Below are 13,330 nucleotides of genomic sequence, written 5' to 3' on the forward strand. Positions count from 1 at the left end.
CACGATAGCGGCCATGCGTGGAATTTTTCGGAACAGACAGATGAACAACCAGCCTCTGGCTGAGGAGATCCAGCTCGAAACGCAGGCAGTGATGCCACCGGCACGCAAATCGGCCGGCGGTCATCTTTTGCGCCTGCTTATCAAGCGTCTGGCTCTCGGTCTGGTGCTGTTGTGGGCGGTGTCGCTGGTCATCTTTGCCGGAACCCAGATCCTGCCCGGCGATGTCGCAACCGCTATGCTCGGCCAGCAGGCAACGCCGGAAGCGGTCGCCAGCATCCGCAAGGAGCTTGGTCTCGAGAAGCCTGCACCGCAGCGTTATGTCGAATGGTTGGGTGGCGCCGTGCGTGGCGATTTCGGGCGCAGCTACAGCAACCGCCAGGATATCGCCAAAAGTATCGCCCCGCGCCTGAAGAACACGCTTTATCTGGCGGCGATGGCAGCGATCATTGCCGTGCCTTTGTCCATCCTTCTCGGAATCCTCTGCGTGCTCTACGTCGGAACCTGGGTCGATCGGACCATCGGTATCGTCACGCTCAGCGCCATATCGCTGCCGGAGTTCTTCGCGGGCTATCTGCTGATCGCCTATTTCTCGGTCAGCCATTTCTGGCTTCCGAGCAGCGCCACTGTCTCGGACGCAATGCCCCTTGGACAACGCCTCATTACCATGCTGCTTCCCTGCCTGACGCTGGTTCTGGCCGTCGTCGGGCATATGATGCGGATGACGCGGGTGGCACTTCTGAACGTCATGGCGTCTCCCTATATCGAGACGGCGTTCCTGAAGGGGCTGCCCGGCTGGCGCATCGTCTGGAGGCATGCGCTGCCGAATGCCGTTTCGCCGATCGTCAATGTCGTGGCACTTAACCTGGCCTATCTCATCGTCGGCGTCGTCGTGGTCGAGGTGATCTTCGTCTATCCGGGCATGGGTCAATATCTTGTCGACCACGTCGCCAAGCGCGACGTGCCGGTCGTGCAGGCCGCCGGCCTGATATTTGCCGCCGTCTATATCCTGCTCAATATCGTTGCCGACATGGTCGCGATCCTTGCCAATCCCCGATTGAGGCATCCGCGATGAGAAATCTGCCGCGTTTGACGCCCCTGGCGGTGATCGGCCTTGCTGGTCTCATTATCTTTCTCATCATGGCGATGCTGGCGCCCTGGGTCGCACCGCACCCGGTCTCGCAAGTGGTCGGCGGCGTCTGGGACATGCCGTCCGTCGACGCGCTGCTCGGCACGGACAATATCGGCCGCGATCTCTTTTCGCGCCTGCTCTGGGGCGCGCGCATCACCTTCGTCATCGCGGCGCTTGCGACCCTCCTTGCCTTCGTCACCGGCGTATCGCTCGGCTTCTACGCCGCCGTCCGGCGCGGCATCATCGACCAAGTGCTGTCGCGACTGAACGATCTGGCGATGGCGATCCCGACCCTCATCCTCGCGCTGGTCGTGCTCGCCGTTCTGCCGAAAACCATGATCGTGCTCATCCTCGTCATGGCCGGGCTGGATGCGACGCGGGTGTTCCGCGTCAGCCGGGCTCTTGCCAGCGATCTGGTCACCCTGGATTATGTCGAGGTGGCGCGCCTTCGCGGCGAGGGCTGGAGCTGGATCATCTTCCGGGAAATCCTGCCGAACGCGTTGTCGCCGCTGCTCGCCGAATTCGGCTTGCGCTTCGCCTTCGCCATTCTCTTCCTGTCGACGCTCTCCTTCCTCGGCCTCGGCGTCCAGCCGCCCATTGCCGATTGGGGCAGCCTGGTGAAGGAGAACAAGGACGGGTTGGTGTTCGGTGTCTTTGCCGCCCTCATTCCGGGTGCTGCAATCGCGATCCTCGTCATCTGCGTCAATCTCGTCGTGGACTGGATGCTCCAGAAGACGACCAGCCTGAAAGGCGTTGGCCGCCATGGCTGATACCTTGCTCAAAGTCATCGATCTGGAGATCAAGGCCGGCGATCAGACCATCGTCGACAAGGTGTCCTTCACGCTGGAAAAAGGGCGCGTACTCGGCCTGATCGGTGAGTCCGGGGCGGGGAAGTCCACGATCGGGCTCGCCTCGCTCGGCTATAGCCGTGACGGCTTGCGCATCATCGGCGGACGTGCCGACCTGAACGGCACCGATATCCTGGCCTTGCGCGGTCGCGATTCCAGGCGCCTGCGCGGCGCGGCGGTCACCTATGTCGCCCAGTCGGCCGCAGCAGCCTTCAATCCGGCCTATCCGTTGATCGAGCAGGTGATCGAAGCCACGCTCTGGCACGGCCTGATGAACCGCAGCGATGCCATCGCGCGGGCAAAAGAGCTTTTTGCCCTGCTCGGCCTGCCCGATCCGCAGAATTTCGGCGATCGCTATCCGCATCAGGCGTCTGGCGGTCAGTTGCAGCGCGCGATGACGGCTATGGCGCTCTGCCCGCATCCCGAACTGATCGTCTTCGACGAGCCGACGACCGCGCTCGATGTGACCACCCAGATCGAAGTCCTCGCCGCCATCAAGCAGGCGATCGAGAGGACCGGGACCTCCGCGCTCTACATTTCACACGACCTGGCCGTGGTGGCGCAGGTGGCAGACGAGATCCTGGTGCTTCGTCATGGCCGGATGGTCGAGCAGGGGCCGGTCGATCGCATCTTCAATGCGCCGCAGCAAGACTACACCAAGCAGCTCGTCGCCATGCGCCAGTCCGAAAAGCCGGCCAAGCCGGTGGCAGATGCGGAGGCCCTTCTTAGTATCAAGGACATAGAGGCGGGATACACGCCCGGTACGACCGTGCTGAAAGGCATCAGCCTGGACATCGGTCGCGGCGAAACGCTGGCGGTCGTCGGTGAATCCGGCTCGGGAAAATCGACGCTGGCGCGTGTCGTCACAGGCCTGCTGCCGGCCGCCAAGGGTAGCCTGCGCTTCGAGGGACAGGCTCTGCCGACCGATCTTGCCTCACGTGGACGAGACATCCTGCGCGACATCCAGATCATCAACCAGATCCCCGATCTGGCGCTCAATCCGCGCCAGACCGTCGAGGCGATCCTTGCTCGCCCGCTTGCCTTTTATTTCGGCCTTGGCGGCGTGGAACTCGACCGCCGCGTGACTGCGTTGCTCGATCAGGTCGAGCTGGCGCAGACTATGCGCGATCGTTATCCCTCGGAACTATCAGGCGGCCAGAAGCAGCGCATCTGCATTGCGCGCGCGCTGGCCGCGGCCCCCAAACTGATCATCTGCGACGAGCCGACATCGGCGCTCGACCCGCTGGTGGCCGAAGGCATTCTCGGCCTTCTGACGCGACTACAAAATGAGAGCGGCACATCCTATCTGTTCATCACGCACGATCTCGCCATCGTGCGCGCCATAGCCGATACGGTTGCAGTCATGCTCGATGGTAAAGTGGTACGCTATGGCCGAAAGGACGATGTTTTGGCGCCGCCCTTCGACGCCTATACGGAAAAGCTGATCGCATCGGTCCCGGAGATGCGCCCCGGCTGGCTGGACGAGGCAATTGCCAGGCGGACGCCCGGAAAAGCTGCTCGCTGACGGCTGCCGAAATTACGAGATAAGAGAAACAAGGAATGACACGATGACAAAGCGCGGACTTATTCTGGATGGCGGCACCGGCCGCGAACTCGAGCGTATCGGCGCGCCTTTCCGTCAGCCGGAATGGTCGGCGCTGGCCTTGATGGAAGCGCCTGAATTCGTCCGCAAGGTCCATGACAATTACATCGAGGCCGGCGCCGACGTCATCACCACAAACAGCTATGCTGTCGTACCGTTCCATATCGGCGACGAGCGCTTCGAGGCTAATGGCGCTATTCTGGCCGCACGCGCCGGCCGCATCGCGCGCGAAGCGGCGGACGCATCGACGGATCGCAAGATCCTCGTTGCCGGCTCGCTACCGCCGGTATTCGGCTCCTACCAGCCTGATCTTTTCGATCCCAAGCGGGCAGGGCACTATCTCGACACGCTGGTCGGCGGCATGACGCCTTATGTGGATTTGTGGCTCGCCGAAACCCAGAGCAGTCTTGCCGAGGCGCGCGCCGCTCGCGAGGCGACGCTTTCGACCGGCAAGCCCCTCTGGGTCTCCTTCACCCTGCGCGACGATCTCGCTCCTTCGGACATGCCGGAACCGCTGCTGCGCTCGAACGAGACCGTTAAGGCCGCGGCCGAGCTCGTTGCCTCCTTCGGTGGCGAGGCGATGCTGTTCAATTGCAGCATGCCGGAAGTCATGGAGGCAGCCATCGAAACGGCGCGCGCCACCTTCGCCGCCTTGGGTGCGGACATCCAGGTCGGCGTTTATGCCAATGCCTTCCCGTCGCAGCAGGACGACGAAGAGGCCAATGCCACGCTGACCGAAATCCGCAACGATCTCGATCCTGACAGCTACGGCCAATGGGCCGGACGCTGGGCCGCCTCCGGCGCCAGCATCATCGGCGGCTGCTGCGGCATCGGCGTGGATCACATCCACGCGCTGTCTGGCCGCTATCGCTGCGTCTGAGCTTGAAGTTAATGCAAAGGTTCTATGGGCAGAGGCCGCGTGAGCGGCCGAAGCCTTAAAGCGCTCCGCTCCTGTTGAGCGAGATCGCGTAGACGCTCGTGGTCGCGGTGATGAAGAGCTTGTGCTTGCCGCGTCCGCCGAAGCAGAGGTTGGACACAGTCTCTGGAACCAGCAGCTTGCCCATGAGGTGACCATCCGGCGCGATGCAATGGACGCCATCGCGTGCGGAGGACCAGAGATTGCCGTCGCTGTCCAGCCGCATGCCATCGGCGCAGCCCGGCGAGATCACATGAAAGACCTCGCCGCCGGTCAGCCGCCAGTTTTCGCCGACATTGAAGACGCGGATATGCTGGGGATCGTTGCTATGCATGCGGCCGGTATCGGCAACATAGAGCTTCTTTTCGTCGGGGCTGAAGGCTAGCCCGTTCGGGCAATTGAAATCGGTGAGCACGGTGGACATCGAGCCTGAAGCATCGACACGATAGACGTTGCAGGGTAATTCCTGCTCGCTTTTATAGCCTTCGTAATCGGTGGCGATGCCGTAATGCGGGTCGGTGAACCAGATGGCGCCATCCGAGGCGACAATGACATCGTTGGGCGAATTCAGCCGCTTGCCCTGATAGCTGTCGGCGATCACCGTGATCGAACCATCATATTCCGTCCGGGTCACGCGACGGCCGCCATGTTCACAGCTCACAAGGCGCCCCTGCCGGTCGCGCGTATGGCCGTTGGAGAAGTTCGACGGTTCGCGAAAGATGCTGGTGCCGAGGCCCGGTATCCAGCGCATGATGCGGTTGTTGGGGATGTCGGAAAACAGCAGGCAGTTCTGGTCGCCGAACCAGACAGGCCCCTCCACCCAATCGAAGCCGGTGGCAATCTGTTTCACGGGAGCGTTGCCAAGAACGAACCGACCGAAAGCCGGATCCACGATTTCGAAGAACGACATTTTTGACATTACCTCCCATAATGTTGCATTCTGTTATCGATAACATAATCGGATGCGTCCGCAAGCGGGAGGATAATGCATGAGCCATATTGTGGCGTCGAGTGTCTTGAGCGACGAAGGCGTGATGACGCTGTTGAGCGCGGCGATCGGCGAAGCCACCGCAATGGGGCAGCCGCAATGCATCGCCATCGTCGATGCAAGTGGGGTGTTGCTTGCCTCTTTCCGCATGCGCGGATCGCGCTTCTTGTCGTTGAAAAGCGCGCTTGCGAAGGCGCGGACGGCGGCATCCATCGGCGCACCGAGCCATTCCGTTCCCGAGCATGCCAAGCTCCTGCTGGCGGCAGCCACGCAAGGCGAGGCGACCGGCCTCAGAGGCGGTCTTCCCATCCGCATTGCCGGCGTGCTTGTCGGCGGGATTGGCGTTGGCTCCGGCTCGGGAGAGCAGGATGAGGTGGTTGCCCTTGTTGCGCTGAAAGCAATCGGGGCGGATCTGGACTGAAAATCTCAGGCCGCGTTGACAAAGTCACGGCTGCACCACGCCCAAGCTGGTCATGTGAGGTGCATCTGGGCGAGTTTTTCGATTGAGGATGCTGTGAGAATCGCAGTTACCGAGGTTGCCAGTCCGGCGCGTTTTCTAAAACGGGTGGCCAATGCGGCTCATGCTCGTGATCGGCCCATGGTGGATCAACTACATAGTCTGGGTCACAATACTCGCGAAGCCATTGGGCGGCACGCTCCTCACAGTACCGCGAATTCAGAGGGGCACCTTCCTCGTTTAACTCCATGTTGTTCGTAAAAACGGTGAAAAGTGTTTCCATCGCGCTCGGTTCATGTAGCACTTCTGAATAATCGACGCCCTCAAGCAACGGATAGCCGACGGAACCGTTCGCAATCCAAAGGGAAAATCTAGCTATTGCTCCGCGAAGATCGGGATGCATTCGGCGAGGTTCCCCATCCTCCTTCAGATCATGCATTCATATCCTCCATTTTTTCATGCAGGTGGAACATACTTCTCTTGGTCAGGAGATTAAGCAATACCTGTCGTCGGAACTCAGAAATGACTCCCATGTTCCGCCGGCGCCAAGCAGGCTCGACTTTCTGTATCGCGAGCGCAATAGGGCGCGCGCGAAGCTCCCTCGGCAAATTGGATTCCCGAATAGCGCAGAGCGTTATTTAAAGCGGTCTTTCAGGAGATGGCTTTGTCAAGTGATGACATGATTTCATCGGATCGCCACACGTTACGATAAGCCAGAACTTCCTACGCCGCGCTTCTCGTGCCGGCTGCCGCAAAAGTCTGGCTTTCATGCTTCGTCAAGAGAACCTGATCATTTGTGAACGGCGCCCGCCAGCAAATCATCCTTGCCGGCAGGCCTTGTTCATTTGATACGTCAGGCGAAGACGATCTGCGCCTTCATGGCTCGGCTGCGGTCCGAGGCGATCTCGAAGGCGCTGATCGCGTCATTCAGCGGCACGGAATGGGTGATCAATGGCTTTACGTCGATCAGGCCCTTGCGCATCAGGTCGACGCCGAAGGCGAATTCCTCGTGGAAGCGGAACGAGCCGCGCAGATCCAGTTCCTTCGCCGTAATCGCCATCATCGGCAGTGTCATGTCGCCGCCAAGGCCCAATTGCACGATGATACCGCGCGGCCGGAGCGCGGCGATGCCGCCAACGAGGGCAGGGGCAGCGCCGGAGCATTCATAGAGCACATCGAAGGTGCCCTTGTCGGCCGAATAGGCGGCGAGTGCCTCGGGGTCTTCCTTGGTGTTGATGACCCTGTCCGCGCCAGCTTGTCTTGCAAGGGAAAGCGTGAAATCCGACAGGTCGGTCGCGACGATTTCCACGGCGCCGGCGCGGCGCGCGGCGAGGATCGACAGTACGCCGATCGGTCCGCAGCCGGTGACGAGGACGCGCTTGCCGAGCAGTTCGCCGGCGCGCTTCGTCGCATGCAGGGTGACGGCGAGCGGTTCGGCCATCGCGGCTTCACCGGCCGTCAGGCCGTCGGCGGGGACGCATTGAATGGCATCGGCGACCAGCGTTTCGCGGAATGCGCCCTGAATATGCGGAAACGGCATGGCGCTGCCATAGAAGCGCATGTTCAGGCACTGATTGTGCAGGCCTTGCTGGCAGTAACGGCAGGTTCGGCAGGGGCGCGATGGCGAAACGGCGACGAGCTGACCGACCTCGAGCCCTTCGACGCCGGGGCCGAGAGCCGTAACCGTCGCGCTGACTTCATGGCCGAGGATCATCGGCTGCTTCAGGCGAACGGCGCCGAAGCCGCCGTGATTGTAATAGTGCAGGTCGCTGCCGCAGACCCCGCCGGTGGCGAGCTTCAGCTTGACCTCTCCCGCACCCGGCTCTTCCTCCGGATAGTCCTCGATCCGCAAGTCCTTGGCGGCGTGAGCGACGATGGCTTTCATGTCATTCTCCTTACAGAACGGGTGTCAGCAACGGCTGGCCGGCAAAATGGGCGGCGAGATTGTCGCGGACGAGCTGTCCCATGGCCTTGCGGGTCTCGATAGTACCCGAGGCGTGGTGGGGCTGCAAAAGAACATTGTCCAGCGCCAGGAAGCGCTCATTGAGTTTCGGCTCGCCCTCGAAGACATCGAGCGCCGCCGAGCCGAGCTTGCGGGTTTCCAGTGCTTCCAGCAGTGCGTCTTCATCAATGTTGGAGGCGCGCGATATGTTGATCAGCATGCCTTCCGGTCCGAGCGTTTCGATCACCTCTTGTCCGACGATGTGGCGGGTCGCGGCAGACGCCGCCAGCGTCACGAACAGGAAATCGGATTGCTCCGCCAGCTTCACCGGATCGGCCACGAATTCCATGTCGGTCGCGTAGCTCTTTGCCTCGACATCGGAATAGCCGATCTTCATGTCGAAACCCTTTAGCCGCTTGGCAACCTCGAAGCCAATGCGGCCAAGACCGAGCACGCCGGCGCGGCGTCCCCAGACGCGACGCTTCAGCGGATAGAGGCCCTTTTCCGCCCAGCTGCCGTCGCGCACCCATGTTTCGGCGCCGAGCATGCCGCGCGACTGGCAGAGCATCATGGCAATACCCAGATCGGCGACATCATTGGTGAGCACGTCGGGCGTGTTCGTCACGCGGATGCCCCGTTCGCGGCAGGCCTGGAGATCGACCGCGTCGAAGCCGACGCCGTAGACCGAGATCACTTCCAGCTTGGGGCAGGCCTCGATCATCGCGCGATTGGCTCCGAGTTCGCCGCGTGTGGCGATCGCCTTTACCGATGGTCCGACGTCCGCCAGAAGAGCCGTCTTATCTTCGGACTCGAAATAACGATGAACGCGAAACGCCGCATCCAAAGGTTCCTGATCCCATTGTGGATAGGGTCCGATCTGAAGAATTATCGGCTTGTCCATCTTTTTGCATCCTCCCTTGACATCGAATGTTATCGATAACATAAACAAGGGGAACAGCATTTGTCGAGATAAAAAACGGAGGAAACGATGTCTCTTGGCCTCTTCGATCTGAAAGGGCGGCGCGCTCTTGTAACGGGTTCGTCCCAGGGCATCGGGCTTGCGCTTGCCAAGGGATTGGCCGCAGCAGGCGCCGAACTGGTGCTCAACGGCCGTGACGCGGAAAAGCTTGCGAGGACCGCGGCCCTGTTCGAGGGCAAGGTTCACACGCTGCCTTTCGACGCGACCGATCATGAAGCGGCCCGCAACGCCGTCGACGCGTTCGAAGCCGGGACCGGCGCCATCGACATTCTCGTCAACAATGCCGGAATGCAGTTCCGCTCGCCGCTGGAAGAGTTTCCTGCCGATGCCTTCGAGCGGCTTCTTCGCACCAACATATCGAGCGTCTTCAACGTCGGTCAGGCCACCGCCCGCCATATGATCAAGCGCGGTGCCGGCAAGATTATCAACATCGCCAGCGTCCAGACCGCACTGGCACGCCCCTCGATCGCTCCCTACACGGCAACCAAGGGCGCCGTCGGCAATCTCACCAAGGGCATGGCGACGGATTGGGCCAAGTATGGGCTGCAATGCAATGCCATCGCGCCGGGCTATTTCGATACGCCGCTGAACGCTGCGCTGGTTGCCGACGCCGATTTCTCGGCATGGCTTGAGAAGCGCACCCCGGCCGGTCGCTGGGGACGTGTCGAGGAACTGGTCGGCGCCTGCGTCTTCCTGGCCTCCGATGCCTCCTCCTTCGTCAACGGGCATGTGCTTTATGTCGACGGCGGGATCACCGCATCGCTTTAAAGGGATGCCGCAGGCGGTCTCGGCTGCAGCGAATTCCTGGTCGGCGCGATGAGGACGCGCAGGCTATGACAACGAATATGGATCACCGTTCGTAACGGGCGCCGGACTGATGTCGCGGCATTGGAGGAGGAGCAGCCATGAGCAACAAGGTGGCGCTGATTGGCGCGGGTGCAATGGGCGGAGCCATCGGCACGCGCCTCGCCGAGACCGGCAATAGCCTGACGGTCTTTGACCTCGACAAGAAAAAGGTGGCGGCGTTGACGGCCAAGGGCGCGAGCGCTGCGCCCAGCGCGGCGCAAGCGGCTGCCGTATCGGATTATGTCATTCTCAGCCTGAATTCCCCAAACATCGTACGGGCTGCGGTGTTCGGCGCCGGCGGTGTCGCCGAAGGCGCCAGACCCGGCACCTTGATCATCGACATGTCCTCGATCGATCCCGATGCCACCAAGTCACTGGCCGCGGACGCAGCGGCAAAGGGGCTGCGCTGGGTGGATAGCCCGCTGTCCGGTGGCGCTCCGAAGGCGCTGATTGGCCAGTTGACGCTGATGGCCGGTGGCAGCGAGCAGGATGTCGCGGATGCGCATCAGGTGCTCAAGCATGTCGCTTCGAACTATACCCATATGGGACCGTCGGGCGCAGGCCAGACCACGAAGCTGATCAATCAGGTGCTCTGTGCGCTGAATTTCCTTGCCGTTGCGGAGGCGACCCAGCTCGCGCTCGACGCCGGCGTGGATGCCGCCAAGATCCCGCAGGCGCTGAAGGGCGGACGAGCCGACAGCGCCCTGCTGCAGGAATATATGCCGCGTTACGTGGCTAAGGATTATCGCCGCACGGGCCGGATCGACAACATGGTCAAGGACCTGAACGGCGCGCAGGACCTTGCACGGCGCACCAACACCGCCATGCCATTGACCGCCGTCTGCGCCGAAGTGCATCGCATGCTGACCGCCGCCGGCCTCGGCGGCGAGGATCAGGCGGCGCTGATGGAATTCTTCAAGGGACCGAACAAGGAGATCGCCGGATGATTACCCGATACGCACTATTCGAAGGCAAGGTCAGAGACGGCGAGACGGAGGCGTTTCGTGCTGCGGTCATGGAGACCATTCTGCCGAAATGGAAGCAGTTTCCCGGCGCTCTCGATGTTCGGGTGTCCTTTGCCGAGGCTCGGGACGAAGGCGCTCCGGAATATCCGATGATCCTTGCCATCAATTATCCGGATACCGCCGCAGTCGAGGCCGCTCTTGCTAGCCCGGTGCGAACCGAAGCGCGTGCGGCAACGGAGGCAGTGCTCTCGCGGTTCTTCGAGGGCCGCATCCACCATCACGTAACGCTGGCCAATGAATTCGTGCTGTAAGCCTCTTGCCGCGACGTCAGTCCGATGGGACGAGTCAAACCTCGTCTTCTCGTCTTAGGATAAGCAAAGGGCATGCACTTGCCATTTAGAGGCGATGCATACTACTCTAGTGGTAACGATAACATAGGCTGTCGATGAGCAATATCCGCAAGCCGCCGACCATGGCTGACATTGCCCGCGTCATGGGTGTTTCCCCCATGACCGTGTCGCGCGCATTCAAGGCGGACAGTCTGGTTAGCGCGGAGACGAGGGAGGCCATTCTCAAGGCTGCCGAGGATCTGGGCTATGTCTTCGACAGCACGGCGTCCAATTTCCGCTCGCAAAAGTCGGATTTCGTCGCCGTCACCATTCCCTCGATCAACAACGCCAATTTCGCCGATACCGTCGGCGGCCTTGCGGATACGCTTGCCGCGCGCAACATGCAGATCCTGTTGGGTTACACCAATTACGATATGCAGGAGGAGGAGCGGCTCATCGAGCAGCTTCTGCGCCGTAAGCCGCAGGCGATCGTCGTGACCGGTGGCAAGCATACGCCACGCGCGCGCCGCCTGCTGGAGACGGTCAATATCCCGGTGATCGAGACCTGGGATATTCCGGCCGAGCCGATCGGGCATTATGTCGGCTTTTCCAATGCCGGCGCCGTTCGCCAGATGGTGGATCATTTCGTCAGCGCCGGCCATCGTCGCATTGCCTTCATCGGTGGCGATGTCGGACGCGATACGCGTGGCAGCGAGCGTCGGACTGGCTTCATTGCCGCAATGGAGGCGCATGGGCTGGATGCCTCGCGGTTGATCGCGGCCGGAGCGCCGCCGATTTCGATGCGCGAAGGCGCCAATGCGATGGCAAGGCTGATCGAAATCCATCCGGACACGCAGGCAGTGGTCTGCGTGTCGGATCTCGCGGCCTATGGTGCGCTGACCGAATGTCGCCGTCTTGGCGTGCCCGTGCCTGAGCGTTTTGCGATCGGCGGCTTCGGCAATTATGAAATCGGCGAGGTCTGCGTGCCGACGCTGACAACGATCAACGCTTTTGCGCGCGAGATCGGCGAAAAGACCGCCCGGCTGATCCTCGATATTCTGGATGAGGGGGCGGCTATCGAGGATGTCAGGATTACGCCGGAGCTGATCGTGCGCGACAGCAGCCGCTAGATTTTGCCTATTTGCCAAATGCAAAAGCGCGGCCCCAAGGCCGCGCCGTTTTCATATCAAGATCGGATCACTTGCCCCAGATCTTCTGGTACTGATCCTTGTATCCGTTGCCTGGATCGAAGGTGTTTTTCGGGCCTCCGTCCGTTTCCACATTATCAGCCGTCACCACATGCAGCGGCGACAGATAGCCGGACCATTTCTCTCCCGAAAAAGCCCGGTTGAGTTCGTCGACCAACTGCCAGCCTTGCAGGTTCAGGGGCTCGGCAACCGTCACCTTCTGATATTGGCCGGCGCGGATGCGTGCATAGGCGGATTCCGAACCGTCACCGGCGGCCACGTTGATCGGCGCGTCCGTGCCGCCCTTGCCGGCGGATGCGAGCGACGGTCCCATGAAGTCGAAATAGAGGTCGTTGATAGCCAGCGAATGGGTCCAGCTATCGCCATACTTCTGCAGAAGCGAAGTGGTGAGCTGCGGCATGCGCTGTGACGTCTCGGCAATGGGCGTATCGACATATTCCAGCACCTTGCCGCCAAGGCGCTCGATCTCGGCCTTCATCTTGTCGGCCTTGGCAATGGCGATGGCATAGGTCGAGTCGGTGAAGATGATCACGCCGGGCTTGCCCTTGGCGTCGACGAAAGCCCAGTCGGCGGCGGCCGTCGACACTTCCATCGCATCGGTGCTGACATTGGCGAACAGGCCGTTCTTGTCGTCCGGGCCGATGACCGGGCCTGCGTGCCAGGCAACCAGCGGGATCTTTGCCGCTTTTGCCTGCTCCAGCGCCGGCGCCTGTTCGACCGCGTCGAAGCCGTCGATGATGATGCCGTCGGGCTTCAAAGCCATGGCCTGGCCGAAGGCCGCAGTCCGTCCCCCGATCGAGCCCGCGCCATCCAGAACCTTGACCTGCCAGCCAATCGCCTTGGCTGCTTCCTCGACCCCGTTACTGACGCCGAGAATGCCGCCGTTCTTCAGGTCGCCGGCCAGCACGACGATGGTCTTGCCCGATTGCGCCTTCGGACCGGTGGTGGGGCCGTCCCATTTGGTGACCGGCGACGCATATTTGTCGACGACGGCCTTGGCGTCGGCCAGCGGATCGGCAAAGGCCTGGGTCGTGCATAGCATCAACAGGCCTGTGGTTGCCTGCAGGAAATATCTGCGTTTCATTGTCTGTCTCCTCCCTTTGGTAATCAAAACAATATG

Annotated in this window: 14 protein-coding genes; 9 read left to right on the forward strand and 5 right to left on the reverse strand. The window is 61.4% G+C overall.

Annotated features, from left to right (window positions below; translation table 11 throughout):
• Positions 1 to 91 precede the first annotated feature (91 nt).
• The 4 genes from AB6803_RS00565 to AB6803_RS00580 are packed head-to-tail and all read left to right on the forward strand — an operon-like array spanning position 92 to position 4,460.
• On the forward strand, positions 92 to 1,072 hold the full coding sequence (locus AB6803_RS00565; protein ID WP_371107679.1) for an ABC transporter permease: 981 nt from the start codon (positions 92 to 94) through the stop codon (positions 1,070 to 1,072).
• Positions 1,069 to 1,899, forward strand: a complete 831-nt coding sequence (locus AB6803_RS00570; protein ID WP_371107030.1) for an ABC transporter permease — start codon at positions 1,069 to 1,071, stop codon at positions 1,897 to 1,899. Before AB6803_RS00565 ends, AB6803_RS00570 begins: the two co-directional genes overlap by 4 nt.
• Complete coding sequence (locus AB6803_RS00575; protein WP_371107031.1) at positions 1,892 to 3,502, forward strand: ABC transporter ATP-binding protein; 1,611 nt, start codon at positions 1,892 to 1,894, stop codon at positions 3,500 to 3,502. Before AB6803_RS00570 ends, AB6803_RS00575 begins: the two co-directional genes overlap by 8 nt.
• Before the next feature lie 43 nt (positions 3,503 to 3,545).
• Positions 3,546 to 4,460 (forward strand): homocysteine S-methyltransferase family protein, encoded by a 915-nt coding sequence (locus AB6803_RS00580; protein WP_371107032.1) that lies wholly within the window; start codon positions 3,546 to 3,548, stop codon positions 4,458 to 4,460.
• A gap of 55 nt (positions 4,461 to 4,515) precedes the next feature.
• On the opposite strand, the gene AB6803_RS00585 is transcribed toward AB6803_RS00580, so the two are convergent.
• Complete coding sequence (locus tag AB6803_RS00585; protein ID WP_371107033.1) at positions 4,516 to 5,406, reverse strand: SMP-30/gluconolactonase/LRE family protein; 891 nt, start codon at positions 5,404 to 5,406, stop codon at positions 4,516 to 4,518.
• Positions 5,407 to 5,485: 79 nt separating this feature from the next.
• Between AB6803_RS00585 and AB6803_RS00590 the strand changes: the two genes are divergently transcribed.
• The gene (locus AB6803_RS00590; RefSeq protein ID WP_371107034.1) at positions 5,486 to 5,905 is read left to right on the forward strand and encodes a heme-binding protein; all 420 of its coding nucleotides are present in this window, start codon (positions 5,486 to 5,488) and stop codon (positions 5,903 to 5,905) included.
• 106 nt (positions 5,906 to 6,011) lie between these two features.
• Here the strand turns inward: AB6803_RS00590 and AB6803_RS00595 are convergent, their stop codons facing one another.
• The 3 genes from AB6803_RS00595 to AB6803_RS00605 form a co-directional block, all read right to left on the reverse strand.
• Positions 6,012 to 6,380: a hypothetical protein gene (locus tag AB6803_RS00595; RefSeq protein ID WP_371107035.1), complete on the reverse strand. Its 369-nt coding sequence runs from the start codon at positions 6,378 to 6,380 to the stop codon at positions 6,012 to 6,014.
• Between the two features lie 414 nt (positions 6,381 to 6,794).
• Entirely contained in the window at positions 6,795 to 7,826 is a 1,032-nt protein-coding gene (locus tag AB6803_RS00600; protein WP_371107036.1) for an L-idonate 5-dehydrogenase, read from the reverse strand.
• A 10-nt stretch (positions 7,827 to 7,836) separates the two neighbouring features.
• Positions 7,837 to 8,784: a 2-hydroxyacid dehydrogenase gene (locus AB6803_RS00605; RefSeq protein ID WP_371107037.1), complete on the reverse strand. Its 948-nt coding sequence runs from the start codon at positions 8,782 to 8,784 to the stop codon at positions 7,837 to 7,839.
• Positions 8,785 to 8,871: 87 nt separating this feature from the next.
• Here AB6803_RS00605 and AB6803_RS00610 point away from each other — a divergent pair, with 87 nt between their 5' ends.
• The 4 genes from AB6803_RS00610 (at position 8,872) to AB6803_RS00625 (ending at position 12,132) form a co-directional block, all read left to right on the forward strand.
• The gene (locus tag AB6803_RS00610; protein WP_371107038.1) at positions 8,872 to 9,630 is read left to right on the forward strand and encodes an SDR family oxidoreductase; all 759 of its coding nucleotides are present in this window, start codon (positions 8,872 to 8,874) and stop codon (positions 9,628 to 9,630) included.
• Positions 9,631 to 9,767: 137 nt separating this feature from the next.
• Entirely contained in the window at positions 9,768 to 10,655 is an 888-nt protein-coding gene (locus AB6803_RS00615; protein ID WP_371107039.1) for an NAD(P)-dependent oxidoreductase, read from the forward strand.
• Positions 10,652 to 10,984 (forward strand): hypothetical protein, encoded by a 333-nt coding sequence (locus AB6803_RS00620; protein WP_371107040.1) that lies wholly within the window; start codon positions 10,652 to 10,654, stop codon positions 10,982 to 10,984. The genes AB6803_RS00615 and AB6803_RS00620 overlap by 4 nt, the downstream gene beginning before the upstream one ends.
• Before the next feature lie 134 nt (positions 10,985 to 11,118).
• Positions 11,119 to 12,132, forward strand: coding sequence for a LacI family DNA-binding transcriptional regulator (locus tag AB6803_RS00625; protein WP_371107041.1), 1,014 nt, complete (start codon positions 11,119 to 11,121; stop codon positions 12,130 to 12,132).
• A gap of 67 nt (positions 12,133 to 12,199) precedes the next feature.
• On the opposite strand, the gene AB6803_RS00630 is transcribed toward AB6803_RS00625, so the two are convergent.
• Positions 12,200 to 13,294: a substrate-binding domain-containing protein gene (locus AB6803_RS00630; RefSeq protein ID WP_371107042.1), complete on the reverse strand. Its 1,095-nt coding sequence runs from the start codon at positions 13,292 to 13,294 to the stop codon at positions 12,200 to 12,202.
• Positions 13,295 to 13,330: the final 36 nt, after the last annotated feature.

The sequence above is a fragment of the Rhizobium sp. RCC_161_2 genome (assembly GCF_041355235.1).
Lineage (GTDB): Bacteria > Pseudomonadota > Alphaproteobacteria > Rhizobiales > Rhizobiaceae > Rhizobium.

Bases quoted from the DNA above. Each gene is read 5' to 3' on its own strand.
- AB6803_RS00565 (WP_371107679.1), top strand. From the start codon at position 92: ATGCCACCGGCACGCAAATCGGCCGGCGGTCATCTTTTGCGCCTGCTT.
- AB6803_RS00570 (WP_371107030.1), top strand. From the start codon at position 1,069: ATGAGAAATCTGCCGCGTTTGACGCCCCTGGCGGTGATCGGCCTTGCT.
- AB6803_RS00575 (WP_371107031.1), top strand. From the start codon at position 1,892: ATGGCTGATACCTTGCTCAAAGTCATCGATCTGGAGATCAAGGCCGGC.
- AB6803_RS00580 (WP_371107032.1), top strand. From the start codon at position 3,546: ATGACAAAGCGCGGACTTATTCTGGATGGCGGCACCGGCCGCGAACTC.
- AB6803_RS00585 (WP_371107033.1), bottom strand. From the start codon at position 5,406: ATGTCGTTCTTCGAAATCGTGGATCCGGCTTTCGGTCGGTTCGTTCTT.
- AB6803_RS00590 (WP_371107034.1), top strand. From the start codon at position 5,486: ATGAGCCATATTGTGGCGTCGAGTGTCTTGAGCGACGAAGGCGTGATG.
- AB6803_RS00595 (WP_371107035.1), bottom strand. From the start codon at position 6,380: ATGCATGATCTGAAGGAGGATGGGGAACCTCGCCGAATGCATCCCGAT.
- AB6803_RS00600 (WP_371107036.1), bottom strand. From the start codon at position 7,826: ATGAAAGCCATCGTCGCTCACGCCGCCAAGGACTTGCGGATCGAGGAC.
- AB6803_RS00605 (WP_371107037.1), bottom strand. From the start codon at position 8,784: ATGGACAAGCCGATAATTCTTCAGATCGGACCCTATCCACAATGGGAT.
- AB6803_RS00610 (WP_371107038.1), top strand. From the start codon at position 8,872: ATGTCTCTTGGCCTCTTCGATCTGAAAGGGCGGCGCGCTCTTGTAACG.
- AB6803_RS00615 (WP_371107039.1), top strand. From the start codon at position 9,768: ATGAGCAACAAGGTGGCGCTGATTGGCGCGGGTGCAATGGGCGGAGCC.
- AB6803_RS00620 (WP_371107040.1), top strand. From the start codon at position 10,652: ATGATTACCCGATACGCACTATTCGAAGGCAAGGTCAGAGACGGCGAG.
- AB6803_RS00625 (WP_371107041.1), top strand. From the start codon at position 11,119: ATGAGCAATATCCGCAAGCCGCCGACCATGGCTGACATTGCCCGCGTC.
- AB6803_RS00630 (WP_371107042.1), bottom strand. From the start codon at position 13,294: ATGAAACGCAGATATTTCCTGCAGGCAACCACAGGCCTGTTGATGCTA.